At 69.3% G+C, this 25,855-nt stretch carries 17 protein-coding genes; 13 read left to right on the forward strand and 4 right to left on the reverse strand.

Annotated elements, in window-relative coordinates:
* Positions 1-83 precede the first annotated feature (83 nt).
* The 3 genes from ACFXIV_RS21970 to ACFXIV_RS21980 form a co-directional block, all read right to left on the reverse strand.
* Positions 84-785, reverse strand: coding sequence for an SDR family NAD(P)-dependent oxidoreductase (locus ACFXIV_RS21970; protein WP_379396272.1), 702 nt, complete (start codon positions 783-785; stop codon positions 84-86).
* Complete coding sequence (locus ACFXIV_RS21975; RefSeq protein ID WP_379421316.1) at positions 782-1,771, reverse strand: zinc-binding alcohol dehydrogenase family protein; 990 nt, start codon at positions 1,769-1,771, stop codon at positions 782-784. The genes ACFXIV_RS21970 and ACFXIV_RS21975 overlap by 4 nt, the downstream gene beginning before the upstream one ends.
* A 337-nt stretch (positions 1,772-2,108) precedes the next feature.
* Entirely contained in the window at positions 2,109-2,615 is a 507-nt protein-coding gene (locus tag ACFXIV_RS21980; RefSeq protein ID WP_379396268.1) for a transglycosylase SLT domain-containing protein, read from the reverse strand.
* Positions 2,616-3,692: 1,077 nt separating this feature from the next.
* Here ACFXIV_RS21980 and ACFXIV_RS21985 point away from each other — a divergent pair.
* Genes ACFXIV_RS21985 through ACFXIV_RS22045 form a run of 13 tightly spaced genes read left to right on the forward strand, consistent with a single transcriptional unit; the run spans position 3,693 to position 25,314 of the window.
* The gene (locus tag ACFXIV_RS21985) at positions 3,693-10,634 is read left to right on the forward strand and encodes an SDR family NAD(P)-dependent oxidoreductase (protein ID WP_379396266.1); all 6,942 of its coding nucleotides are present in this window, start codon (positions 3,693-3,695) and stop codon (positions 10,632-10,634) included.
* Positions 10,627-15,051: a beta-ketoacyl synthase N-terminal-like domain-containing protein gene (locus ACFXIV_RS21990; protein ID WP_379396264.1), complete on the forward strand. Its 4,425-nt coding sequence runs from the start codon at positions 10,627-10,629 to the stop codon at positions 15,049-15,051. Before ACFXIV_RS21985 ends, ACFXIV_RS21990 begins: the two co-directional genes overlap by 8 nt.
* Positions 15,048-15,359, forward strand: coding sequence for an acyl carrier protein (locus ACFXIV_RS21995; RefSeq protein ID WP_379396262.1), 312 nt, complete (start codon positions 15,048-15,050; stop codon positions 15,357-15,359). Before ACFXIV_RS21990 ends, ACFXIV_RS21995 begins: the two co-directional genes overlap by 4 nt.
* Complete coding sequence (locus tag ACFXIV_RS22000; RefSeq protein WP_379396258.1) at positions 15,356-16,093, forward strand: alpha/beta fold hydrolase; 738 nt, start codon at positions 15,356-15,358, stop codon at positions 16,091-16,093. Before ACFXIV_RS21995 ends, ACFXIV_RS22000 begins: the two co-directional genes overlap by 4 nt.
* Positions 16,086-16,901: an alpha/beta fold hydrolase gene (locus tag ACFXIV_RS22005; protein WP_379396256.1), complete on the forward strand. Its 816-nt coding sequence runs from the start codon at positions 16,086-16,088 to the stop codon at positions 16,899-16,901. Before ACFXIV_RS22000 ends, ACFXIV_RS22005 begins: the two co-directional genes overlap by 8 nt.
* Positions 16,898-18,100, forward strand: coding sequence for a glycosyltransferase (locus ACFXIV_RS22010; RefSeq protein WP_379396254.1), 1,203 nt, complete (start codon positions 16,898-16,900; stop codon positions 18,098-18,100). The genes ACFXIV_RS22005 and ACFXIV_RS22010 overlap by 4 nt, the downstream gene beginning before the upstream one ends.
* Positions 18,093-19,154, forward strand: a complete 1,062-nt coding sequence (locus ACFXIV_RS22015; protein ID WP_379396252.1) for a hypothetical protein — start codon at positions 18,093-18,095, stop codon at positions 19,152-19,154. The genes ACFXIV_RS22010 and ACFXIV_RS22015 overlap by 8 nt, the downstream gene beginning before the upstream one ends.
* Before the next feature lie 25 nt (positions 19,155-19,179).
* A complete protein-coding gene (locus ACFXIV_RS22020; protein WP_379396250.1) occupies positions 19,180-21,084 on the forward strand; it encodes a class I SAM-dependent methyltransferase in 1,905 nt (634 codons plus the stop codon).
* A complete protein-coding gene (locus tag ACFXIV_RS22025; protein ID WP_379396248.1) occupies positions 21,081-22,277 on the forward strand; it encodes a glycosyltransferase in 1,197 nt (398 codons plus the stop codon). Before ACFXIV_RS22020 ends, ACFXIV_RS22025 begins: the two co-directional genes overlap by 4 nt.
* Positions 22,274-24,097 carry a class I SAM-dependent methyltransferase gene (locus ACFXIV_RS22030; RefSeq protein ID WP_379396246.1) on the forward strand — a complete coding sequence of 608 codons (1,824 nt, stop codon included), beginning with the start codon at positions 22,274-22,276 and terminating at the stop codon, positions 24,095-24,097. Before ACFXIV_RS22025 ends, ACFXIV_RS22030 begins: the two co-directional genes overlap by 4 nt.
* Before the next feature lie 30 nt (positions 24,098-24,127).
* Positions 24,128-24,388, forward strand: coding sequence for a glycosyltransferase (locus ACFXIV_RS22035; RefSeq protein ID WP_379396244.1), 261 nt, complete (start codon positions 24,128-24,130; stop codon positions 24,386-24,388).
* Positions 24,389-24,410: 22 nt separating this feature from the next.
* Positions 24,411-24,614 carry a glycosyltransferase gene (locus ACFXIV_RS22040; RefSeq protein ID WP_379396242.1) on the forward strand — a complete coding sequence of 68 codons (204 nt, stop codon included), beginning with the start codon at positions 24,411-24,413 and terminating at the stop codon, positions 24,612-24,614.
* 28 nt (positions 24,615-24,642) lie between these two features.
* A complete protein-coding gene (locus ACFXIV_RS22045; protein ID WP_379396240.1) occupies positions 24,643-25,314 on the forward strand; it encodes a cyclase family protein in 672 nt (223 codons plus the stop codon).
* On the opposite strand, the gene ACFXIV_RS22050 is transcribed toward ACFXIV_RS22045, so the two are convergent.
* On the reverse strand, positions 25,315-25,806 hold the full coding sequence (locus ACFXIV_RS22050) for a winged helix-turn-helix transcriptional regulator (protein WP_379396238.1): 492 nt from the start codon (positions 25,804-25,806) through the stop codon (positions 25,315-25,317). It lies immediately after the preceding gene.
* Positions 25,807-25,855 lie beyond the last annotated feature (49 nt).

The raw sequence follows: 25,855 nt of genomic DNA on the forward strand, positions 1-25,855 counted from the left end.
ATCGTGCCGGGCCCGGTCGCATACCCCACGCGTTCGTCGGCGGGATGTCGTGTCACACAGTGGTACTCATGTGGCGGCCGTGGTCAACGCAGGACGAATCCACCGTCGACGACCAGGGTTTGGCCGGTCAGTGCGGCGGCTGCGTCGGTGGCAAGGAAGGCGACCGTTGCTGCCGTGTCGGCCGGGACGAGTCGACGGGCCAAGGCCTGCCGATCGACTTGGGCGGCGAAATCGTCGTCGGTGTTGACGGTGCGTGAGCCGGGAGTGTCGGTGAGGCCGGGCGCGACCGCGGTCACCGCGATGCCGTCGGATCCGAGAGCCCGTGCCAGCGACCGCATGATGCCCGTCAGCGCGCCCTTGCTGGCGACGTAGGGGAGTAGGGCGGGTGCGGGCGGCTCCCAGAGGGTGTCGGAGGTGACGAGCACGATCCGGCCGAACCCGCGCTCTGCCATGCCCGGCGTGAAGGCCTGAGCGAGCCACAGCACCGATTCGACATTGACCGCCTGGACGTGTCGCCAGGTCTCGGCATCCAGGTCCTGCAGCGAAGCCTGGTCGAAGGCGCCCGCACTGTGCACGAGAACGTCTGCGCGGCCGAAGTTTTCGAGTACCTGCGCGGCGGCCTGCCTCGTGGACTGCTCGTCCGCGAGATCGACCTCGATATCGCCGCCGCGGTCGAGCACGACGGTGCGGTGCCCGCTCGCCCGCAACTCGCGGACGATGGCCGATCCGATCGCGCCCGCGCCGCCGGTGACGACGGCTACCCGGCCGGTTGTCGTGGCGGTCATGGCTTCAGCACCAACTTCCCACTGGTTACGCCTTTTTCGAGCCGGCGGTGCGCTTCGGCGGCTTCGGCCAGTGGCAGCGTGTGAATCTCGGGGACACTGATCGCTCCGGACGCGACCCAGCCGACCAGCCGCTGCAGCGCGGCACCCGCATCGGCGAGGCGGTGTTCGAACCAGATACCGAGGTTGAAGCCGATGAGGGCCTGGCTGGGTGCGGGGTCGTACAGCAACGGTTTCAGGGCTGCTGGGTCCAGACCTTCCACGGTTCCGGAGACCGAACCGTAGACAACGACCCGTGCGAACGGCGCGAGAATCGTCAACGTTTCCATCACGCGTGCGGGCCCGGTCATCTCCAGCGCGACGTCGACGCCGCGGCCGCCGGTGAGCTCCAAGACCTGGTCGGTCCAGTTCGGGGCGGTGTAGTCGACGGCGTGATCGGCTCCGAGCCGCAGCGCGATCTCTCGCTTGGCCGCGGTAGCGGCACCGGCGATCACGGTGGCGCCCTTCAGCTTTGCGATCTGCACGGCGTAGCTGCCCACGCCACCGGCCGCGGCCGGCACGAAGACGGTCTCACCGGGCCGGAGGTGGGCGACCTCGTCCAACATGATCGCAGCGGCCAGGCCGGAGACGACGATGCCCGCGGCCGAGTCGGGTGACAGGCCAGGCGGAATCGGGATCAGACTCCCGGACCAGGCCACCGCGAGTTCCGCATAACCGCCGGAGGCATCGTTTCCGACGGTGCCGAACACCGGTGTTCCGATCGGAAGGTTGTCGACGCCCCCACCGACCGCGACCACCGTCCCGGCTACCTCCGCACCGGGCACGAACGGGACGGGCGTCGGGACCGGGTACACGTCGCCGCGGCGGCGCATGACGTCCGAGAAGTTGACCGCGGCGGCCTGGACGCGGACCACCACCTGGCCCTGACCGGGCACCGGGTCGGGCACGTCCACCAACTGCAGGACATCCGGTCCACCCTGTTGCGTCATCTGGATAGCTTTCACGTCAGAACTCCCCTGGGAGGCACGGCACTGCGTCGTCGGTGGTCGGTGGCGCTGCAGTCAGGCATTTACCTGTCCTAGTCAGGCAAACGGCCGACCAGGGCATCCTATTCCACGTGAACGTGACTATCTGTCCGGGCGCAACAAGACTCGCCGAGATCGAAGGCGCGTCAACCCCATGACATCACCCAGCGAGCAGCGGGCCAGACCTGACACCCGTTCAGAGTCGATATCGAGATGTTCTGGCAGGCATGACGATCGTGTACCCCTCACCGCGGCGGTCGGGGCCATCGGGAGTCCGAGCGGGGATCCGGGCTTCCGAGGGTCAGTATGCGGAGTTGACGTTGTCCATGGAGCCGTAGCGGGCGGCTGCGTAGTTGCAGGCGGCGGTGATGTTGGCTACGGGGTCGTAGATGTCCCAGGAGGTTCCGGCGACGTGGTAGGCCTGGAAGGTTGGGTCGATGACCTGGAGCAGGCCTTTGGACGGGGTGCCGCTGGCGGCGTTGGAGTCGTAGAGGTTGATGGCGCCGGGGTCTCCTCCGGATTCGCGCATGATGTTGCGGTGGATGGCGTCGTAGCTGCCCGGAATGCCTTGTGCGGCCATGATATCCAGTGCCTGACGGATCCAGCCGTCGAGGTCGGAACCGTACACGCCGGATTCCGCCGAAACCTTGCCGGAAAGACTCATGGCTGCCGGAGTGGTTTGTGCCGGTGTTTGCGGGACGAGTGCCGATGCCTGGGCGGTTGCCGTGATCGTTAGTGATGCGGCTGCCAGGGCGTAGATGGCGAGACGGCGGGCGGTCCGGGTGCGTGGACGGGGTCCGGTGGCCATTGAGTTCCTCCTCGGGAATTTCGGTGCCGGGCACATGTCGCTCCGTTGCGACTTGCGGGGCGAATGAGCCCTGGCGGCGTTTCCGGGGGAATCGGCCGCGTCGGCAGTGAAGACAGCATTGGTTGCGGGCCTGTGTCGGCACGACGGCCGATCTCCCCGAGACATACCTATTTCTGCCTTTGCTCAATCCGCCGCGTCGCCGGTACCCGGATCATTGACCCAGGCGTGGCGGGCCGGTTCCGACCCGGGGCGGCCATCGGCTCCATTGCCGTCATCATCGGGTCGCTGGAGAGGCTGGCGACGCCTCGGCTGCTCTCCGATGGCGCCCTCGCCGGCCGGTCTCGGCAACGAGCATCCCCATGCTGACGAGCAGGTCCTTTCAAGGCAGCGTCGGACGGCTGCTGGTGTATCCGAGAGCGCTCGGCCTCGTCGTCGCCTGCCTGGCCTGCGGGGTCCTCTTGGCACTCCAACCGTCGTCGGCCTTCAACTCCTCGGCTGCCGGCGTGATTGCCGTGACCTACATCTTGCTGAGGAGGGATCGCACTGACTCCGAACCGCTAATTCGCTTGCGGCGCGGTCGGATTGCCGTGCCGACCGTGCCGATCGCTATCGAACATCGGCGCGCTACATCCAAATGCGTTGCCGCAACGCATCTATCGCGGGAAACTGAGGGGCGAAGGCCTACATATCCATGGGACCTGCGGAAACACCCAGAGTTGATGGCATCGGGAACCGTACCCGGGAAGATCCATAACCAGGGGCAGAACAGTTCCTCGACGAGTGCGTTGTTATGTCCGTTATTCATTTCCTCGGATAAGCGGCGAACGTCATTTTCCTCGGTTGTACGCATTGCATCCGCCACCGAACGGACGCGGTGGGCGAGTGTCATCGCGGCTTCGAGACCACACCACCACGTCGGCGCGGGAACGCTTTTGGCGCATGGCCGCTTCATTTGGTCTCTTTCGCGGAGGTAGGCCCGCCTGCCCATGGCGAGTAAAATTTGCGTTCAGTCGGGATCCGCCGGACGCGTGAGCGTGTACGACGGGGCATCTGGTGTCTATCGCGGAGAAGATGCGTATGCCTGGCACGCCGAATACGCGAGACCTGGTCGTCGTCGTCACCCCATTCGCGGAGCCGAATGCCGCGTTGGTGGTGGCCGTGGAGCGTGCCGGTGGGCTGGGCGTCCTCGACCTGGGGTACAGGCCGGACCTCGCGCGTGCCGCGCTGGCGGACGTGTGCCGGTGGTGGACGGGACCTTTCGGTGTCCGCGCCCCGCCCGGCTGCGAGCTCACTCCCGCCGATCTGCCCGACCGAGTCGACACGATTGTGTTGCCATCGCCCCTGTTGTCACCGGGTGCCCGATCGCCGTGGCGCACCGCCGGCGTCCTGGGCAAGCGGCTACTGGCCGAGGTGGTCTCGCTGGACGAGGCGAGCGTGGCAGTCGCGTCCGGTGCGCAGGGCCTGATCGCCCGGGGATGTGAGGCGGGTGGCCGAGTCGGCGAGTTGACGACGTTCGTGCTGCTGCAACAGCTCCTGGCCGCGCCGGAAATTACCGCGCCGGTCTGGGCCGCGGGTGGAATCGGAGTGCATTCGGCAGCGGCTGCCCTTGCCGGCGGGGCAGTGGGCGTCGTGCTGGATACCCAGCTGGCGTTGACAGCGGAAATGGATCTGCCGCCCGCCGTCGCCGCCGCAATCCGCGCGATGGACGGCAGCGAGACGGCGGTCGTCGGCGGCTATCGAATCTACGTGCGCCCCGACTTGCCCGTGGCCGGAGCGGGGGCGGGCGTACCGGATCCGGCCGCGCGATTCGGTGCGCGTGACCTGCGCACTCAGGTGCTTCCGGTCGGCCAGGAAGGTGCCGTGGCCGCGGAGCTGGCGCAGCGGTATGTCACCGCCGGAGCGGCGGTCCAAGCGGTACGCGCCTCGGTTGCCGCAGATCTGAACACCGTCGCCGAGCGCAGGCCGCTCGCGGCCGGGTCGGCGTTCGCCGCCGCACATGGCCTGCGGGTTCCCGTGGCACAGGGACCGATGACGCATGTCAGTGACAGGCCGGCGTTTGCCGCGGCCGTCGCAGGCGCGGGCGGCCTGCCGTTCCTCGCACTGTCGCTGCTGTCCGGCGAGAAGACCACGGCGCTGCTCGAGGAGACCGCGGCTCTGCTGGGCGACGCCCCGTGGGGAGCCGGGATCCTCGGGTTCGTCCCGGGCCAGGTACGGGATGCTCAGCTGGAGGCGATTCTCGCGATCCGCCCGCCCTACGCGCTCATTGCGGGCGGACGGCCCTCGCAGGGTGCGGAGCTCGAGGCGGCAGGCATCCCGACATTCCTGCACGTGCCCTCGCCCGGGTTGCTCGATCAATTCCTGGCTCAGGGCTCGCGGCGGTTCGTCTTCGAAGGGCGCGAGTGCGGCGGCCATGTCGGTCCGCGCAGCAGCTTCGCACTGTGGGATGTCCAGGTCGAGCACCTGCTCGCGTTCGGCGAGCGAGCCGCCGCAGCGGGTGAACGATTCTTCGAAGAGCTGCAGATCCTCTTCGCGGGCGGGATTCACGATGAGCGATCCGCGGCGATGGTGGCCGCCCTGGGCGCTCCGCTGGTCGAGCGTGGCGCAGGGATCGGGGTGCTGATGGGCACCGCCTACCTCTTCACCGAGGAGGCGGTGGCGGCGGGCGCCGTCATGCCGGCCTTCCAGCAGACGGCACTGCAGTGCGATTGCACAGTGCTCCTCGAGACCTCGCCCGGGCATTCCACCCGGTGCGCGGACTCACCGTATGTGCGGGCCTTCCTGGACGCCAAGCGACGGCTCGTCGCCGATCGAGTACCCCAGCAGCAGATGTGGGCGCAGCTCGAGCAACTGAACCTCGGCAGGTTGCGCATTGCCAGTAAAGGTCTGCGACGCGAAGGCGAGCAGATCGTCCCGGTCGGCGAGGACATCCAGCGGGCCGACGGGATGGTGATGATCGGCGACGTCGCCGCGCTGCGGTCGGCCACGACGACCATGCCCGTGCTGCACTCCCAGGTCAGCGACGGTGCCACCGGACTTCTGGCGGCGCGCGCGGCCGAGCTGGGCTTCGACGCCGACCTCGGTGTGCCCCGGGAGGGGGCCACGGCACCGCTGGACGTGGCGATCATCGGGATGGCCGGTGTATTTCCGGAAGCCGGGGATCTGGCGCGGTACTGGACGAACATTGTCAACGGGGTGGACACCATTACCGAGGTGTCACCGGACCGGTGGGATCCCGAGCTGTATTTCGACCCGGAAGCCGTTGGACGCGCCGGCGGGCGGAAGACCCCCTCCAAGTGGGGCGGGTTCTTGCCGGATGTGCCGTTCGACGCTCTCGATTTCGGTATCCCGCCCGCATCGCTCGCCGCCATCGAACCGGTGCAACTGCTCGCGTTGGAGGTGGCTGTCCGCGCGCTGCGCGATGCCGGATACCGGGCGTTGGATGACGGAGCTGGCGGCGGCACCGGTCGCGAGTTCGATCGGGAACGCGTTTCGGTGGTGTTCGGCACGGAAGCGGGCACCGACCTCGGCACCGCGTACGGGTTCCGGGCCCTGTTCCCCGGCTACTTCGGGAACCTGCCGCAAGCGCTGGATGCTCATTTGCCCGCCTTGACCGAGGACAGCTTCCCCGGCGTACTCGGCAACGTGCTCGCCGGCCGCGTCGCCAACCGGCTCGACCTCGGCGGCGTCAACTACACGGTCGACGCGGCCTGCGCCTCATCGCTGGCGGCCCTGGACGCGGCCTGCAAGGAACTGCGGGCCGGAACGAGCGACATGGTGCTGTGCGGTGGCGCCGACACCCACAACGGCATCTGCGACTACCTGCTTTTCGCCGCGGTCGGCGCCCTGTCCAAGAGCGGGCGGTGCCGCACGTTCGATGGCGCGGCGGACGGCATCGCGCTCGGTGAAGGGGTCGGATGCGTGGTGCTCAAGCGCCTGACCGACGCCGAACGCGACGGCGACCGCATTATCGCGGTGATCAAGGGCCTGGCAGGCTCCAGCGATGGGCGCTCGCGCGGACTGACCGCTCCGCGGCCGGAGGGCCAGCGGTCGGCGCTGGAGCGTGCCTACCGCATGGCCGGTGTGTCGCCCGCTCGGCTGGGTCTCGTGGAAGCGCACGGCACCGGGACAGTTGTCGGCGACCGAACCGAATTGTCCACACTGACAACGTATTTGACCGAGGCCGGCGCATCCGCCGGAGCCTGTGCGCTGGGATCGGTGAAGTCCCAGATCGGGCACACCAAATGCGCTGCGGGGCTGGCCAGCCTGATCAAGACAGCGCGGGCAGTGCACGCGGGAGTGCGACCGCCGAGCGGTCACCTGCAGCATCCGAACGAGTACTGGCAGCGCGAGAACAGCCCGTTCTTCTTCGATACGGCTGCCCGGCCCTGGTGCGCACCCGCATCCGAACGGATCGCCGGGGTGAGCGCTTTCGGCTTCGGGGGCACCAACTTTCATGCGGTGGTCGCGGGCTACGGCGGCGCGCCCGAGCCCGCGCACGGCCTCGATGAATGGCCCGCCGAGCTGTTCTTGTTCCGCGGTGTCGACCAGGCCGCGGCGGTGCGGGAGATCGATCGCCTGGCCGAGTTGATCGCGGCCAACGACACGGCGGGGCGGCCCTGGCGGCTGCGCGACCTCGCACTGACCGCCTCGCTGCATCCATCGACTGCGGATGTGCCGGTACAGGTCGCACTCGTGGCCGGTGACCTGGACGAACTGGCCCGGGGATTGGAGTCGGCCCGCGCGTTCCGGACCGATCCATCCGCCGGACTGTACGCTCGTGCGCCGGATGTCGAGCCCGGGCAGGTTGCCTTTCTGTTCCCCGGTCAGGGCTCCCAGCGGGTCGGGATGCTCGCCGACCTGTTCGTGGCCTTCCCCAGGCTGCGGACCCTGTTGGCCGACGACAAGGCCGCCGGTGCGATGTTCCCGCCCGCGGCATTCTCGCCGGAGGAGGTGGCGCGGCAGCGAGCCGCCTTGGCCGACACCAGGATCGCGCAGCGTGCGCTCGGAGCGGCGGGCATGGCCATGCATCAGCTGCTCACCTCGCTCGGTGTCCGGCCCGACGCCGTGGCGGGTCACAGCTACGGCGAGTTCGTCGCGCTGTATGCGGCCGGTGTATTCGGTGCGGACGAGTTGCTCGACCTGAGCATCGCGCGCGGGGAGGCGATCCACGCCGCGGTCGTGTCCGCGGCGGACGGGGATCCAGGGGCGATGGCAGCCGTAGCCGCCACCCCGCAGCGGGTCCGAGCCGTCCTCGGCGGGAACTCCGGCTGCCGGACGGTAGTGGTGGCAAACCACAATGCTCCCGATCAGACCGTCATCTCCGGGCCCACCCCCGCGATCGACGCCGCCATGGCCTGCTTCGGCGAAAGTGGGCTGAAGGCCACCAAACTTCAGGTGGCGTGCGGCTTCCACAGCCCGGTCGTCGCCGGAGCAGCCGAGCCGCTGGCCGCAGAACTCCGTCGGCGATCGATGGCCGAACCGTCGATCCCGGTCTGGTCGAACACGACCGCGTCGCCGTATCCCGAAGCGCCCCAAGCCATTCGAGACATGCTGGTGCGGCATCTCACCGAGCCGGTGCGCTTCGCGGACCAGATCGAGGCAATGTACAACTCCGGCATTCGAGTGTTCGTCGAGGCCGGACCGGGCCGGGTGCTGACCGGGCTGGCCGGCCGGATTCTCGCCGGGCGCCCACACACGGCGGTGGCCTGCGATGTGCCGGGCGAGCCCGGGCTGCGACGGCTGCTGCTCACCCTCGGCGAACTCGCGGTGGCGGGCGTGCCGGTCGACCCGACGCCGCTTTTCCACGGCCGGGACGCGACGACCGTGTCGACGTCCGCTGTTCCGCGCCGACCCGGATGGTTCGTGAACGGCCACCTGATCCGGACCGCCGCAGGCCAGTACCTCCCCGGCGCACTTCGGCCGGCCCGCGAACTCGCGATCCAGCCCATCCCAGCGACGGGACAGGCCGAACCCGACCGCGACGGCGCGGTCCTGGAGTACTTGCGGTCCACGCGCGAGGCGATGGGTGCCCAGCGTGACGTCATGCTGGCGTACCTCGGCGCGCCGCGGCGGGCACCGCCCGCGAAGACGCCGGTGCTTACCGAGGGTCTCGTACCGCTCGCCGAGGAACGGGGTTCAGCGGGTGCCGACGTCCCGGTCACGCCGGAGCGCGCACTCGAGGCGGTGCGGACGATCGTCAGTGAACGCACCGGCTATCCGGAGGACATGCTGCAAGCCGATCTCGACCTGGAAGCCGATCTGAGCATCGACTCCATCAAACGCATCGAGATCGTCGGCGCCTTGCAGGAGCGCACATCGTTCTTGGGCGTCGGTGCGGTCGAGACCGACCAGTCGGCCGTTGAGGAACTCGCACAGCAGAAGACGCTGCGAGCGATCGTCGATTGGCTCCTGGCCCGGGTGGGCGATTCCCGAAGGCCACCCGAGCCGAGAGAGGCGACCACGAAGAGCGAGCAATCCGGACCGGAACCGCCTGCCCCGGAAGGGTGTTCGCGTTATGTGATTCGGGTCGCTCCGCTACCCGCACAGCGAGGCACCAACGGGTCCGATCCGGCGAGATTGCTGGCCGGGCGCCGGTTCGCGATCACCAACCCTGATCACGGCGTGAGCCGAGAACTGGCAGGGCTGCTGCAGCGGCACGGTGCCACGGTGCGCCTGCTGTCGCCGGACGGTGACGGGCATGGATCGCTGTCGGACGCCGACACGGTCGTTCACCTGGGCGCCATCGCTCCGGAGGGGCAGGTGCTGCCGGACGGGTTCGGCGACATACGCGAGGTCGTTCTCGGCGGGGCGCAGCGGCTGTTGGTCGTGACCGGGTTCGGCGGCGGCTTCGGTCATGATTCCCGGGACGGGCGAACTGCGGGCTTGGGCCTGCACGGGCTGGTGCGAACGATCGCGCGGGAGTTCCCGGAGCGCGTCGTGCGCGCCGTCGATGTGGACCCCGAGGATCCCGCGGAGCGGATTGCCGCGCACCTGCTGGCCGAATTGCTCTGGGCCGGTGAGGAATCGCCTGTAGTTGTGGGGTACCGCGACGGCCGGCGCGTGTCCCGGCGCATCGAGCCGGCCTCGCTGGAGCATGTGGGGGCCGCACCGGCGGCACCGGATCTGAACGCTTCCTCGGTTGTCCTGCTGACCGGAGGCGCTCGCGGCATCACCGCCAAGGTGGCGATGGGAGTGGCCCGCGCCACCGGGTGCCGCATCGAATTGCTCGGCCGCACACCGCAACCGACCGATGACGAGGATCCCGCGACCGCGGACGCACGCGATCCGGTATCGCTGCGGCGTGCCGTGATCGACCTGGGGACCCGGACGCCGGCCGAGGTCGAGGCGCGCACCCGCCGGCTCCTTGCTCAGCGGGAGATCCGTTCCACGCTGGCAGAGCTGAACCGGTATGCCGCATCCGTGCGCTACCACGCCGTCGATGTCCGGGATGTCGAGGGAGTGCGCCGTGTCGTCGAGGACATCTACGCACAACACGGTCGGCTCGATGGCGTGGTCCACGGTGCCGGTGTGCTGGACGACCGGCTGCTGCGCGACAAGAGTCCCGAGGGATTCGCGCGGGTCTATTCCACCAAGGTCATCGGGGCCCGGGCGCTCGCCGAGGCTGTTGACCCGGAACGCCTTGCCTTCCTCGTACTTTTCGGCAGCGTGTCGGGCGTTTACGGCAACCGTGGCCAGGTGGATTACGCGGCTGCCAACGACGCCCTGGATACCCTCGCGCACATCTGGGCGAAACGCTTTACCGGCCGGGTCGTGTCGGTGGACTGGGGGCCATGGGCCTCGCCCGTGGGCGGCATGGTCTCGCCTGAGCTGTTGCGGGAGTACGCCCGCCGGGGCATCGGGGCGATCGACCCCGACGAGGGCGTCGCCTGCCTGTTGCGGGAGCTGGCGCAGGGCGACGGGGATCCGCAAGTCGTGTATCTGTGCGGATCTCCCGAAGCGTTCGCCGCCGATGCCGGCGCACCGGCCGCGCTGCAGCACAGTGGTTTCCGCCATGACTGAGCGCCACGGCCCTACCGGCCAGGACATCGCCGTCGTCGGGATCGGCGCGGTGTTTCCGGGTGCGCCGAACGCTCGAGCGTTCTGGCAGAACATCGAAGCGGGCGTGGACGCCATCACCGAGGTGCCCGCCACCCGCTGGGACCCCTCCTACTTCCAGCCGGACCTGCCTGCCGCGAGCGACCGGATGTATTGCCGCCGAGGCGGATTCGTCGACGACCTGGCGACCTTCGACCCCGCGGCGTACGGCATCATGCCGGTCGCGGCGGCCGGCAGCGAGCCGGACCAGCTGCTGGCGCTGCGCGTGGCCACCGAGGCGATCGCCGATGCCGGCGGCGAGGACCGCCTGCCCGATCGCAGCCGGGTCGGGGTCATTCTGGGCCGCGGCGGCTACCTGTCGGCGGCAGGTGCGCGCCTGGACCAGCGGGTCCGTACGGCGCATCAGCTGGTCACCACTCTCCGCGAGCTGGTACCGGGGATCGCCGAGGACCAGCTGGTGCGCGTGCGCGAGGCCTTCCAGGAACGGCTCGGCCCCGATCGGCCCGAGGCCGCGATCGGGCTGGTGCCGAACCTGGCGGCCTCGCGCATCGCCAATCGGCTCGACCTGCACGGTCCCGCGTACGTCGTGGACGCCGCCTGTGCCTCCGCACTCGTCGCCGTCGACCTGGCCCGCTCCGAACTGGCCACCGGCCGCTGCGACCTGGTGATCGCCGGTGGGGTGCACCACACCCACGACATCGTGATGTGGTCGGTCTTCACCCAGCTCGGCGCCATCAGCCGCCGGCAGATGATTCGCCCGTTCCATCGCGAGGCCGATGGCCTGCTCATCGGCGAAGGCACGGGGATGGTCGTGCTCAAGCGGTTCGCGGACGCCGAGCGTGACGGCGACCGGATATACGCCGTGATCCGCGGTACCGGCGTCTCGAGTGACGGGCGGGCAGCGAGCCTGATGGCACCCCGGATGGAGGGTCAGGTGCTCGCGGTGGAGCGGGCCTGGCGATCCGCCGGCCTGAACCCCGCCGAGCCGAATGCGATCGGTCTGCTGGAGGCCCATGGCACGGCGACACCGGCCGGTGACCAGACCGAGCTGGCCACCCTGACCAGCGTCTTCGGGCCGGTGATCGGAGCGGCGCCGGACATCGGGATCGGTTCGGTCAAATCCATGATCGGCCACGCCATGCCTGCCGCCGGGATCGCCGGTCTGATCAAGGCCATCTGTGCCGTCCACCACGGTGTGCTGCCCCCGACCCTGCACTGCGAGGAGCCGCATCCCGGGTTCGCGGGCAGCCGGTTCGTCCCCATCACCGAGGCTCGGCCCTGGAACAGCCGGGCACCCGCTCCGCGCCGTGCCGCGGTCGACGCGTTCGGGTTCGGCGGGATCAATGCCCACGTCATCGTCGAGCGGCCGCCCGACGGGCATACCGTTCGGAGGCGGCTCGCCGGTTCCGCCGGTGCCGTCATCGAGAGTCCCGATACCGGCTCCCGCCGGAACGGGCACAGCTCCGTTGAAGGTCTGCTGCTCCTCGTCGGGGCAGGCCCCGAAGAGATCGCGCGCCAACTCGAGGCAGGCGACGAGGCGCTGCTCGCGCAGGCGGCCACCCTCCCGCGCACCGACGGCGGTCCGGCCCGGCTGGCGATCGTCGGGCCGAATGCGCAGCGGATTGCGTTGGCGCGCAAGATCGTTGCCCGGGCAACGCCGTGGCGGGGCCGCAACGACATTCACTTCGCGCCACGGCCCCTGCTCACCGACTCCAGTGGCCTCGCTTTCGTCTTCCCCGGCCTGGAAGCCGGGTTCGAGCCCCGCGTGGACGAAGTGGCGTCACACTTCGGGCTACCCGTGCCTGCGTTGCGGCACGGCGAGGACTTCATCGATCAGGCCGTCGACCTCATCGCGATGGGTCGAATACTCGCCGCGGCGCTCGGCGAGCTCGGCGTGGTTCCCGGCGCTCTGACCGGGCACAGCCTGGGCGAGTGGACCGCGATGATCGTCGGCGGCCTCTACCAGCGCGAAGGGATCGACGCATTTCTCGACTCGCTGCGGCCGGGTTTCGCGAGCCCGCCCGACCTGGTGTACGGGGCGCTCGGATGTTCGGCCGCGCAGGCAACGGCCGCTCTGGGCGACCTCATGGGCCCGGACGGCGTCGCGCTGACGCACGACAACTGCCCGCATCAGTCGGTCATCTGCGGCCGCCCGGACCGTATCGACGCCGCGATCACCCGGTTGCGCGGAGTCGGCGTCCTGGCCCAGGTGGTGCCGGTCCGAACCGGATTCCACTCGCCGATGATCGAGCCCTTCCTGGGGCCCGCCCACCAGGCGTTGCGTCGACTCCCGCTGGGACGGCCCCATATTCCGGTGTGGTCGGCGACCTCGCTCGAACCCTTCCCGGATGCTGCCGATGAGATTCGGGCGCTGGTCATCCGGCATCTCATCGAGTCGGTTCGGTTCCGGCAACTGATCGAGCGCTTGCACGCTCGGGGGGTGGTGGCCTTCGTCCAGGTCGGGCCGGGCAGCCTGCCCGGATTCATCGAGGACACGCTGCGTGGCCGGGAGCACCTGGCCGTGTCCGCGGACGTTCCGGAGCGTGGCGGACTCGACCAGCTCCGCACTGTTGCCGCCGCTCTGTGGGTCGCCGGACTCGCACCACGGTTCGAGCGGCTCCCCGGTGCCCGGCCGCCCGGTGCGCCGCGCGGCACCACGATGCGACTCGATTTGGGCAACCCGCTGATCCACTTCGACGGAGCCCTTCCACCGCTCGCTACTTCGTCCGAAAGGCCTTCCGGTGCAAGGGTTTCCGGCGACCCGGTCCTGGCCGAGCTGGACGCTCTCGTTGCCGAGGTGACCGCTGATGCCCAGGCGGTCGTCGAGGCCTGGCGAACCAGCGGCGGCCCGCCCGCGCCGGTCACCCCCGCAGGCGATGCCGTGACCCGAGTGAAAGGCACCACGACGCAGGTGTTCTCGCTGGAGCGGATGCCGGAGCTCCTGGACCACTCGCTGCGGCCCGTGCCTCCCGGCTGGCCGGACCCCTCCGACGGCTTCCCGGTGGTTCCCCTGACGGTGATGCTCGAGGTGATGGCCGATGCCGCTCGCGACCTGATTCCCGGCCGGGCAGTGATCGGGTGGGTCGACGTCCGTGCGCTGCGCTGGCTGGCCGTGGCGCCGCCGACGACTGCGACGATCCGGGCAGTCGCGCAGGGCCGAGGGATCGACGGCGTCGACCGCGTCGCGGTGACGATCGAGGGTCATTCGAGCGGCACGGTCCTCCTCGCCGCACGGTACCCGGAGCTACGGGCGCCGAGCTGCGAGCCGCTCACCGGTGAGCGGCCGCCCGTGGTCGACGCGCCCGAGGTGTACACCGAGCACTGGGCCTTCCACGGCCCACGTTTCGCCGGCGTCGCCAATATCCTGTGCAGCGCCGACAACGGCCATCGCGGCGTGGTGGTGAACCTGCCGACGCGGGGCGCGCTGCTCGATGCGGCGGGCCAGCTCATCGGGCATTGGGCTCAGATCAGCCTGGACGCCGACAAGATGGTGTTTCCCGTGGGCTTCGCGGCGATTCACCTGTACGGTCCGCATCCCGCAGTCGGGGAACTACTGACGCAGACGGTGTGGATCCGCGAGGTCACCGCCCGGCAGGTTCGTGCCGACGCCGAGCTCGTCGACGGTTCGGGTCGGCTGTGGGCCCGGATCGAGGGCTGGACCGACCATCGATTCGCCAGCGACGAGGTCACCTGGCCGATGAAGTTCGCGCCCGAGTCCCGTGGCGTCGGCGAGATGCAAACGGGCGGTTGGTGTTTGGTCAAGGAACGGTGGCCGGACAGCGGGTCGCGTGAGCTGGCCATGCGCGGTTACCTCTGTTCCGCCGAGCGTGCCGAGTACACGCGGCTCGATCCGATCGCGCAGCGGCGGTGGTTGCTCGGCCGGATCGCCGCCAAGGATGCGGTGCGCAACTGGCTGTGGGCGCGCGGTGGCGGTCCCATCTATCCGTGTGAGCTCGCCGTACTCGACGACGAGGCCGGATCACCGCACGTCAGCGGCGGTCGGGTCCCTCGCGGCCTGCGGGTCTCGATCGCCGCCACCGACTGCCGCGGGCGGACTCCAGGATTCGGGGTGGCAGTTGCCGGGATAGGTTCGCTCGGGATCGATATTCAGGCTCTTGCAGAGCGCGACGGCGATCCGGCGACGACGGCAGCCCGGTTCTCGGCGGCCGAACGGGCGGTCGCCGAGGCGCTGGGCCCGCCCACCCGTCCGGGCGACCTCGTGGTCACCGACTCAACCCCTGACGGTGTTCTCACCGTGGCCCTCAGCGCATCCGATCACCCGGTTCGGCGGGTTCGGACCACGCGCGTCGGAGCGGCGGATGCGGCATTCGTCGTCGCGTGGACGGACCCGGCTTCGGAAGACACGGAGGAAGAGCCATGACAACCGACGGCACCGGCAACCGTGTCTTCGACGAGGTGCTCCGCATGCTCACCGAGGTGATCGGCGCGGACTTCCTGCTGGATGTCGAGATCACCCCGTCCACGACATTCAGCGACGACCTCGCGATGGAGAGCATCGAGCTGGTGGCGCTGGGGGAGAAGCTCGAGCAGCGCTACGGCGAGCAGGTCAACTTCGTCGAGTTCGTCGCGGACATGGACATCGACGAGATCATGGGGATGGACATCGGCGGCCTGGTCGCCTACATCGAGAGATGCCTCGCGCACCCCTCCGAGGCGGTCGACCGATGACGTTCGTGACCGCACGCGGGGCACGGTTCCACACGGTGGAGCTGGGGTCCTCGGGACCACGGGTGGTGATGCTGCACGGGTTGTTCACCGGAAGCCTCGCCTCCTGGTATCTGACGGTGGCTCCGGCGCTTGCCGCCCGCACCCGGATCCGGCTCATCGACTGGCGTGGCCACGGCCTGAGCGAGCGCACACCGTCGGGCTACGGCTCCGGCCAGATGGCGCGCGACCTCGCCGCGCTGACCGAGGACCTGGAACGCTTCGCCGTCGTCGGACACAGCTTCGGAGCGATCGTGGCAGTGCGCTTCGCGCTTGCCCAGCCGGGCCGCGTCACCCGGATGGCGCTCGTCGATCCGCCGATCGCGGACGGCGCACGGCCCTGGTGGACACCTGACGAAAGCCTCCTGACCCGCGAGCAGGCGCGTGCCGCCTCGCCTTCCGGCCTGCAGAACCGGGCCGGACTGGCCCTGTGCCGGTTGATCGAGGAGACGACGATCCTGTCCGAGCTCGAGGCCGAACCCCCGCTCTCCGGAATGGACCTGCGAGAACTGGCTCGAATTCCGACGATGATCGTCGTGGGCGCCGAGTCGCCGTACCGCGCGGCGGCCGAGGGACTCGCCGAAGGCAGGCCGGGGATGTCCTGCCGGGTGCTGCCGGGCGGCCACGATCTGCCGGTCACGGCCAGGCGACCGCTGGTGGATCTCCTGACCGGCTTCCTGGAGGTGCCCGGTGGCTGAGGTTTTCGCGAACGGTCTGCGCTTTCACGTGCAGCGGGTGGCGCCGGCTCGGCATCGGCCAGTCCCGGGCGACCACCGCACGGCCGTATTCCTGCACGGGCTCGCCGTCGACGACCTCTCGAGCTTCTACTACACACTCGCCGACCCGGTCGCCAAGGCCGGCGTCGAGGTGATCCTGTACGACCAGCGTGGCCAGGGCCTGTCGGAGCGTCCCCCGGAGGGCTATCGCCTCGACGACGCCATGGCGGACTTGTTCGCGATCCTTGACGCCTTGGATATCCGCGATCCGGTCGTCCTGGTCGGCAACAGCTATGGCGGAATTCTCGCCGGGCATGCGGCGCTGGCCCGGCCCGAACGGGTCGCGGGCCTGGTTCTGATCGACGCCGGATTCGCCGGCGAAATCGTCGGTGAGTGGCTCGAACGCATGATCAACACCCTCAGTGTCGCCGCCCTGCAATACGAGCACGAACGGATCGGCGAACAATGCGCCGCCGTGGGATGGCGCAAGCTGGCGCGGCAAGCGGCCGGCATCAACGCGCTGCTCAACGAGACGACACTGATCGAGGACCTCGCCGCCGCGCCGGTGGTCGACCCGGTCCGGCTGGGCGACATCGGGTGTCCGGTGCTGGCGGTGTTCGGTGAGCATTCCGAGATGATCGGCGCGGCACACGAGCTCGTCGGCCGGGTCCCGGACTGCACGGTGGAGGTGTTGCCGGGGCTGGCCCACACCGTGCTGCGGGAGGCGGCCGGCCCGCTCGCCGAAGTCGTGGTGTCCTGGCTGGGTTCGCAGGCGGGTGCTCGACTATGAGCCGCTTCCTTTTCGTCGTCCCGCCGCTGGCCGGGCATATCAACCCCACGGCAGCCATCGCGGCGGAACTTGCCGGACGTGCCCACGAGGTGGCGTGGGTGGGCCATCGGGTCGCCCTCGAACCGCTGGTGCCGGCGGGCGCCCGGATCTTCCCGGTCGCGGAGGAGATATCCGACGGACGGCTGCGCGCTTTCCGCGAACGCTGGCTCGGACTGCGCGGTTTCGCGGAGCTGAAGTTCTTCTGGGAAGAGTTCTTGATTCCACTCGGGCACATGATGCTGCCCGCGGTCGGTGCGGCGATCGACGCGTTCGGCCCGGACGTCATCGTTTCCGATCAGCAGGCGCTCGCGGGTGCGCTGGCCTCCCGCCGGACCGGGCTGCCGTGGGCGACCTCGGCGACCACGTCCTCCGAGCTGACCCGGCCCCTCGCCGCCCTGCCCAGGGTCGAGTCGTGGGTGATCGAGTGCATGGCGGCTTTCCAGCGCGCTCACGGCGTCCCCGACCCGGTCGATCTGCGCTGGTCGGACCACCTGGTCATGATCTACTCGACGACCGAGCTCCTCGGCCGGCTCGACGGCGTTCCCGAACACTTCGTCTTCACCGGACCGGTCCTGAACGCCACACCCAGGGAGGTGGCGTTCCCCTGGGACCGGCTCGATCCGGTTCGCCGCACGGTGTTGGTGTCGCTGGGCACGCTGAACGCCGAAGCCGGCGGCCGCTTCTTCCGAACCCTGGTGGATGCTGTCGACGAGGAGGCGGACCGCTGGCAGCTGATCATCGTGGCTCCTCCGGCGCTGATCGGCCCGGTACCGCCGCATGTCCTGGTTCGGGAGTACGTGCCCCAGTTGTCGCTGCTCGCCAAGGTCGACGCCGTGGTCTGCCACGGTGGTCACAACACGGCCTGCGAGGCACTCGCGCACGGTCTGCCGCTGGTCGTGGCGCCGATTCGCGATGACCAGCCCATCGTCGCCGCACAGATCGAGCGTGCCGGTGCGGGGGTCCGGGTGCGGTTCGGACGCGTGCGGGCTCCGGAGCTTCGCGACGCCCTCCGCGCGGTGCTGGACAACCCGGCCTACCGGGCGGCTGCCCGGCGGATACAGGCGTCGTTCGACGCGGCCGGTGGCGCCGCGGCGGCGGCCGATCACCTGGCGGAGTTGGCGGATCGTGCGCTTGCGAGCCGTGGAGGTCGCCGTGGCTGACTTGGTCTCGCAGCTGGATGCGGCTCTCGACCTGCGGCTGGTTGCGCATTTCTACCGGAAGCTGCACGGTCGGAATCCAGCCGGAATCTGGCAGGCGCCGGGTGCTGTCCCCCTGCTGAACGACGATGGCGGGTCGGTTGCGACCGTCACCGAGTGGGGTGCGATCGTGGCCGTCGAACCCCGAGCCGGCGACACCGTCGAATTGCGGTCGCTCAGCCGGCCGGCCGAGCGGGCCTCGGTGGATTCCGCGAGTTACTCGCCCGGCCGCCGGGCCGCATCGGGTCCGGACTGGTCGGTGGAACCGCTGGCCGTCGTGTGGGCATTTCGTGAGTCCGGGTACTCGCTCGGCGGCGTGGCGATCACCGTGCAGACCGACCTCCCGCGCGGGTGCGGACCGGCGGTGCCGGTGGCGGCGGCGTGCGCGACCGGACTTGCCCTGCGCGACCTGCTCGCACTCGACATTCCCGATACCGACCTGATCGACCTGGTCAGCGCCGGGCTGCAGGCGTTTTCAGTTCACACCGCAGCCCCGGGACTGGTGGCCGCGTCGCTGCTGTTGGGCGGCGGTGACGCGCTCGCCTGCGACAGCCGCGGCGGCTCGCGCGACCGCCTCGCCCTGGACTCGAGGAGTGCGGGGCTTCGGCTGCTGATTGTCGACACCCGGGTGCGCAGGCACCTCGCCGAGGGCGACTTCGCTGCCATGACCCGGTTCGACGCCGGTGGCCGCAGCCTGTCCGATCAGGCGGTAGCGCTGCTGCGCGCGGGTGACGTGCGAGGACTGGGACCGCTGCTCATCGCTTCGCACGAGGCCCTTCGACGTGCGGGGTGGAGCGCGCCCGAGCAGGACCTGGTGGTGGAGGCGGCGCTGGAGTCGGGGGCGCTCGGTGCCCGCATGATCGTCGATGGCGCCGGGCGCCCGGCACTCGCGCTGGTGCGCGTCGAGCAGGTTGGCGCGGTCCGATCGGCAATCGCGCGGACCTTTCGCCGGTCCGGCCGGCCCCCGCCGCGGTCAGTGTCCACTGTCACCGCGCGTCGCGCGCGTCGCGTCGCCTGAGATACCACTGGAAGGGGTGCCCGACATGGATTCGCTCATAGGGGGTCGAGGGCGGTGGGCCGATTGGTTTCCCCTGCTGTTCGCGACCGGAGTGCTCGTCAACGGTATCCGGCTGCGCCGGCGCCTGCGACGCCTGACCGTGCTGGAGCCGGCCACGGAACCCGTTGCGGATGGCCACAGTTTTCTCGTCGCGACCGGTGTGGAGCTGGACGAGGACACCAGGCGGGCCGCGAGTGCCTTCGCCCGCTGCCAGGGTTTGGACGTCGTCGACCTGGTCCCGGCGGATCTGTCGGTTGATCCGGCGATGGACCTGGGACGGCGGATCAACCCGGCTACCTTCCGGGGCGACGCCTTCGCGCTCGGGCGAGGAGCCCACCACGCGATTCTCGCCGACCGGGCTGTTCTCCACCATGCAGGTGTTGCGCAGGTCGGTGAGCTGGAGCAGACCGAGCTGGCCCGGATCACGATTCTTCTCAAACGGCAGGCCTACGCCTCGACCGAGGTGGTGGTTGCGCCGGGTCTGCGGTCGCTGCCCGAGCAGACCGACAAGTGCCGCGCACTCGCGCGGGTGCTCTACCCGTTCGAGTACCAGGTCCGCTCGGCGCTGCCGGGTGTTCAGTACGCAGCTTTGGCTCTGAGCGTGCTGGCAAATCCGGCCCGGGGCCTGATCGCCGCCGCAATGTTCTGTCTTCAGCCCTACCTGGTGTTCGCAGGCCGACACGACCCCCTTGCCCCGCCCGATCTGCACCGTGCGGTACTGCTGCGTTTGATCCGTGCTCCGCGGCGCTGGTGGCGTGCCCTGAGCGGTCCCTCGCCCCAGGCGATGGCCAGACGCGCGCTGGTGGCGGAGCGCCGGCCCGGGTACGCCGCCGACCTGGCGGCCGGGATCGGGAGATTCTTCGAACCCCGCCGGACCAGCTGTCCCTGGTGCGGCGGGACCGACCTGTCGGTCCGGGTGGCCATGCCCGATGTCATCAAACACAAGCCGGGACGGTTCACGCTGGAGCAGTGCCGGCAGTGCGGGCACATCTTCCAGAACCCGAGGCTGACCGCAGCAGGTCTGGAGTTCTACTACCGCGACTTCTACGACGGCCTCGGCGCGGAGTGGCAAGAGGCCGCCTTCGAGCACCCCTATCCGAGGGACGTTTATCAGGCCCGGGCCGCGATGCTCGCACCGTTCACCACGCCCGAGTCGTGGTTGGATGTCGGGGCCGGCCACGCCCACTTCTGCGCCGCCGCCCGCGTGGTCTGGCCTCGGACGCTGTTCGACGGGCTGGATATGTCGAACTGTATCGAGGAGGCCGAGCAGCGGGGTCTGGTCTCGCGGGGCTACCGGGGGCAGTTCCCCGAGCTGATCGAGCAGTTGGCGGGCCGGTACGACGTAGTGAGCATGCACCACTACTTGGAGCACACGCGCGAGCCATTGGCCGAGCTGGATGCGGCGGCTCGAATACTGCGGCCCGGGGGCTACCTCCAAATCGAGGTGCCCGATCCCGAGTGGCCATTGGGTCGGCTCCTCGGACGGTACTGGCTGCCCTGGTTCCAGCCGCAACACCTGCACATGTTCCCCGTCGCGAACCTCGAGCGGGCCCTGGGCGAGCGGGGGTTCACGACTGTCGCCGAGGAGCGCGGCCGAGCCCACATCGGTGGCGGCGTCACCGTCGCGGCCGGGCTGTTCCTGCGGGATCTCATGCCGCATGTGGACTATCCGTGGTCGCAGTCCGCTGCGACGCTCCCGCGTCGACTCTGGCAGGCCGGCGTTTGGCTGGCGGGCTCGCCGCTGATCGCCGTCGGCATGGTGGCCGACCAGATCCTCGACGGGGTCACCCGCCATGCGAGTCGGGGCGATGCCTACCGGGTGCTCGCCCGGATGGACGATGGACAAGGCCCGGCCGAACTCCCTCCAGCGGCGGGAGAAGGTGTCCCATGAGCCGGTTCCTGTTCGTTGTGCCTCCGCTCGCCGCGCACGTCCACCCGACCGCGGCGGTCGGAGCCGAGTTGGTCGACCGCGGTCACGTGGTCGCCTGGGCCGGCCACGTCGACCACATCAGGCCGATGCTGCCCGCTGGGGCCCGCCTGATCGAGGTGGGCTACCCGGACGACGGAGCCGCCGAACCGGTGGGGTCGCGGCAGTGGGGGGAGTCGATGCAGAGCCGTCGGCAGGGGATGCGTGGGCCGACGGCGTTCCGGTTCCTGTGGGAGGAGTTCCTGATCCCGCTCGCCACCTCGATGGTGGCGGGTGTCGAGGCAGCGGTCGACGACTTCTGCCCCGACGTGATGGCTGTGGACCAGCACACTCTCGCGGGCGCGCTCGTCGCCCGCGCTCGTCGCCTGCCATGGGCAACTTTGGCGATCATGTCCGCGGAGCTGGTCGACGCCCCGGGGCCCAAACTGCAGGCCTGGGTCACCGAGCGAGTCAACGGCTTTGTGCGCCGTTTCGATGATCTGGGTGCGGACACCTCCGAGGCGGGCGACCTGCGCTTCTCCGAGCACCTGGTGCTCGCCTTCACGACGGCGGCGCTTGTCGGCCCGCTCGAGCGGTTCCCCGACCACTATCGGTTCGTCGGACCCTCGATCTATCCGCGTGGTGGCGGCGACTTCCCTTGGGATCGGCTCGACCCGGCCCGCCACCATGTGCTGTTGACGCTCGGGACCGTCGCCGGCGACGTTGGGCAGCGCTTCATTTCCACGGCGATCGAGGCAGTGGAACCCATGACGGATCGAATCCAGCTGATCGTGGCCGCCCCACCAGGGTCGATCGACTCGTCCGGGGCGGATGTGCTGGTGCGCGACTTCGTGCCCTATCTGGAACTGCTGCCCCATCTCGACCTCGTGGTGTGCCACGCAGGGCACACCACGACCTGCGAGGCCCTCGCTTTCGGAGTGCCGCTGGTGGTAGCGCCGATCCGCGATGACAACCCGGTCGTCGCGGGGCAGGTCCAGCGCGCTGGAGCCGGGATCAGGGTGAAGTTCGGCCGGGTGCGGGCCGCCGAGCTGCGCGAGGCGATAGTGACGGTCCTCGACGACCCGTCGTACCACCGGGCGGCGTTACGGGTGCAAGCCTCCTTCAAGGCCGCCGGCGGTGCCGTGGCCGCAGCCGACTCCCTGGAGAAATTGGCATGAGCCGCCCACGACTGTCTGGAGTGTTGCCGCTGCTGGTTACCGGTGGGCTGATCTGGAACGGGTGGAGGCTGCGCCGCCGGATATCCGCGTTGCGGACCTTGGCGCCGGCCGACGAGCCGGTCGGTGCGAGCCTGCGTTTCGTTACTGCGGAAGGAGTCGCTCTGGACGACGCCATGCAGCGCGCGGCCGCTGTTTATGCACGCAAACACGGGGTGGCGGTGCTTGACCTGGTGCCGGCGGACCTGCCTGTCGAAGCCGCGCTCGATCTGGCCCGGGTAGTGGATCCCACCACCTACCGCACCGCGCGGCTGTGTCCCGGCCGCGGTGCGGCACATGCCCTTGCGATTCAGCCCGCGGTGTTGGAACGAGCCGAGCTCGACAAGATCGCCGCCCTGGATCCGGTGCAGATCACCAGGTTCACCGCCGAGGCAAAACGATGTGCCCCCGCGGACACGGATCTGGTGGTGACTCCCCACCTCGCGGCGGTTGATGTCGACCTCGGCAAGCGGCGAGCCGCTCTGGAAGCGACCGGATTTCCTGGGGTGTGGGCATTGACTCCCCTCGTGGTCCGATACGCGCTGCTGGCCGCCGGGTGCTGCGCCCATCGTGGCTGGGGTGCGGCGGCGGTACTGGTGTACTGCACGCAGCCCTATCTCGTCGTGTCGGGTGGCCCGCTCCGTCCGCGAGACCTGGCTTTCGCTTGGCTGCGGCCGGTGCGTGAGCCATACACCTGGATCAGGACGATTCTGGGCACGTGGCGCTCGCCGGAACAGGAGCGGGAGCGCGCGGAGGCCGCTGCTGCCAGGCAACGCTACGCGCGGGATCTCGCGTCCGGTACGGCGCGATTCTTCGAGACACGTCGAGAGACCTGCCCGTGGTGTGGCGGTCATGTGCTGAGGAAATGGGTCGAATCGCCGGACTTCAGCCAGCGTAAGCCCGGAATCTTTCGGCTGGACAAGTGCCTGGAGTGTGGCCATGTTTTCCAGAATCCGCGGCTGTCCGTGGCCGGCCTGGAGTTCTACTACCGCGACTTCTACGACGGTTCCGGTGCGGCAATGGCGGATTTCGCCTTTACCGTGACGGCGCCGGTCTATCGGGATCGGGCGATGATGTTGGCTCCGTTCACCACACCCAAGCGCTGGCTGGATGTCGGCACGGGGCAGGCCCACTTCTGCAATGCCGCTCGCGCGGTGTGGCCGGAGACGGTTTTCGATGGGCTGGACATGAGCGTGAACATTGAGCGGGCGCAGCAGCGCGGCTGGGTCTCTCGCGGCTTTCGCGGGTTCTTTCCCGAGCTGGCGGAGGAATTGGCTGGGCGCTACGACGTGGTCAGCATGCACCACTACTTGGAACACACGCGCGAACCATTCGCCGAGCTCGATGCCGCGGCGCGGGTGTTGCCGCCCGGTGGCTATCTGCTCATCGAGGTTCCCGATCCCGAGTGGCCGCTGGCGCGGCTACTAGGGCGGTACTGGCCGGGCTGGTCGCAGCCGCAGCACCAGCACCTGTTCCCGCTCGGCAACCTCCGAACGGCTTTGGCCGCACGGGGTTTCACCTCCGTCGCCGAACAACGTGCGCAAGCTCAGATGCCTTTGGACTTCAGCGGATCCACGCTCTTCCGAGTCGCCTCGCTCACGCCGGACCTGTCTACGTGGTCGCCGCTCGCCGCGACCCGTTTCCGTCGGCTGTGGAGTGTTGGGACCTGGACAGTGGGGGCACCGGTAATCCTCGCAGGCGGGCTGGTCGATCAGGCGATCAAGGCGGCGCTGCGCGATGGAAGCAGGAGCAACTGCTATCGACTGCTGGTTCGCAGAGACTGAGCCCGACGAGGAAGGAGCGCCCTGCAGTTCATGCCCGGTCCGGTCATCATTCACGCACTCGGATCGCGGGGCGATATCGCACCCGCGACCCTGCTCGGCAGGGAACTGCGGCTGCGTGGCCACCAGGTCCGGCTGGTCACCAGCAAGCGCTATGCCTCTCTCGCCGCGGAGGCTGGACTGGACCACAGCCCGTTGAGCATCGATTTCGAAGAGTTGATGCCCAGCCCGGCCTGGCAGGTGTGGTCCGACGGCAAAGGCCCGGCGGCAATTACGCGCGTTGGGTGGCGTTGATCCCCGCCGCTATGGCACCGACATGTTCGTGGGTCGGCTTCCGCATGAATGGCTCTTTCCACGGACCGCCGCAGTGGTTCACCACGGCGGGGCCGGGACAACCGGAACGGGGCTGCGGGCCGGTGTGCCCAATGTGGTGTGTCCATTCCATATGGATCAACCGTTCTGGGGAGCGCGTGTGGTCGCGCTGGGCGTTGCCGCGAGCACCCTGCCGGCGTCACCGTGAACAGCGGGATGGAGGTACGGTTCCTGGCATGAGCAAGACAACTGTGGAGTTGTCCCATCCGATCTCGGACGGCATGCTCACCTATCCGGGATTGACGGGACCGCGGGTCACCACAGATGTTTCGCGTCAGCAGTCGCCACTGATCGACATGGCCTATGACATCGCGCGGGTGGATATGGTCGGCAACACCGGCACCTATATCGATGCGCCCTTCCATTTCCATGCCGATGGTGCCGATATCGCCGAGTTGCCGCTGGAGCGGCTGCTCAATGTACCGATCGTGATGATCCGAGCGGCCGGCATGCGCGCGGTGGGACCGGATGTGCTCGGTGACCCGGCACGGCTGTGGGGCAAGGCGGTGCTCGTGCACACCGGATGGTCGGCTCGGTGGGGGTCGCCGTCGTACCGGGGCCCCGGGCATCCGTTCCTGATCGGTGAGGTCGCGGAGGCGCTGGTCGCTGCGAATGTGGCGGTGGTCGGAATCGACTCGCTCGACATCGACGACATCTCGCTGCCCACGCGACCGTGTCACCACGCATTGCTCGGGGCGGGAATCCCGATCATCGAGCAGATGACGAACCTGGACGTGGTCCCCGACATCGGTGCCAGGCTGGTCGCACTGCCGGCGCCGGTGCGCGGGATGGGCTCGTTTCCGCTGCGCGCTATTGCCTGGACCGATCACGGCGGCGCTCGCAGCTGATCACGATTTCACGAATTGGGCGCCCGGGCCGGGGGTGCGGTGGATGGCCGCTGGGGGTAGATGGGCATGGCCCGCGGCGCATTCCAGGACGAGCCGGACCGGGGCTTCGCAGTCGTGGTCGGCGCCGGGGGTGTGATGGCGGATCACGACCGACGGCCCCTGCGGATCGGCCAGATACTTGTCGCCCCACTCCAGCAACGCCACCAGGGTCGGCCGCAGGTCGAGGCCGCGCTCGGTGAGCCGGTACTCGTAGCGCTGCCGGGAGCCCGGCTCCTGGTATGGGATGCGTTGCAGCACACCGGCTTCGACCAGGCTGTCGAGCCGGGCGGAAAGCAGGTTGCTGGCGATACCCAAGCGGCCACGGAAGTCGCTGAAGCGAGTCGCGCCATCGATGGCCTCTCGAACGATCAGCAGCGACCAGCGTTCGCCGACTACCGACAGCGCGCGTCCCACCGAGCAGTTGGCGGTGTCGATTCGGCGATCCGGGTCCATGTGGCCACCCTATCGGGCTAGGTTGACAATCTCCACTCAGCGACCCTAG

Source organism: Nocardia sp. NPDC059236 (genome assembly GCF_042754085.1).
Classification (GTDB): domain Bacteria; phylum Actinomycetota; class Actinomycetes; order Mycobacteriales; family Mycobacteriaceae; genus Nocardia.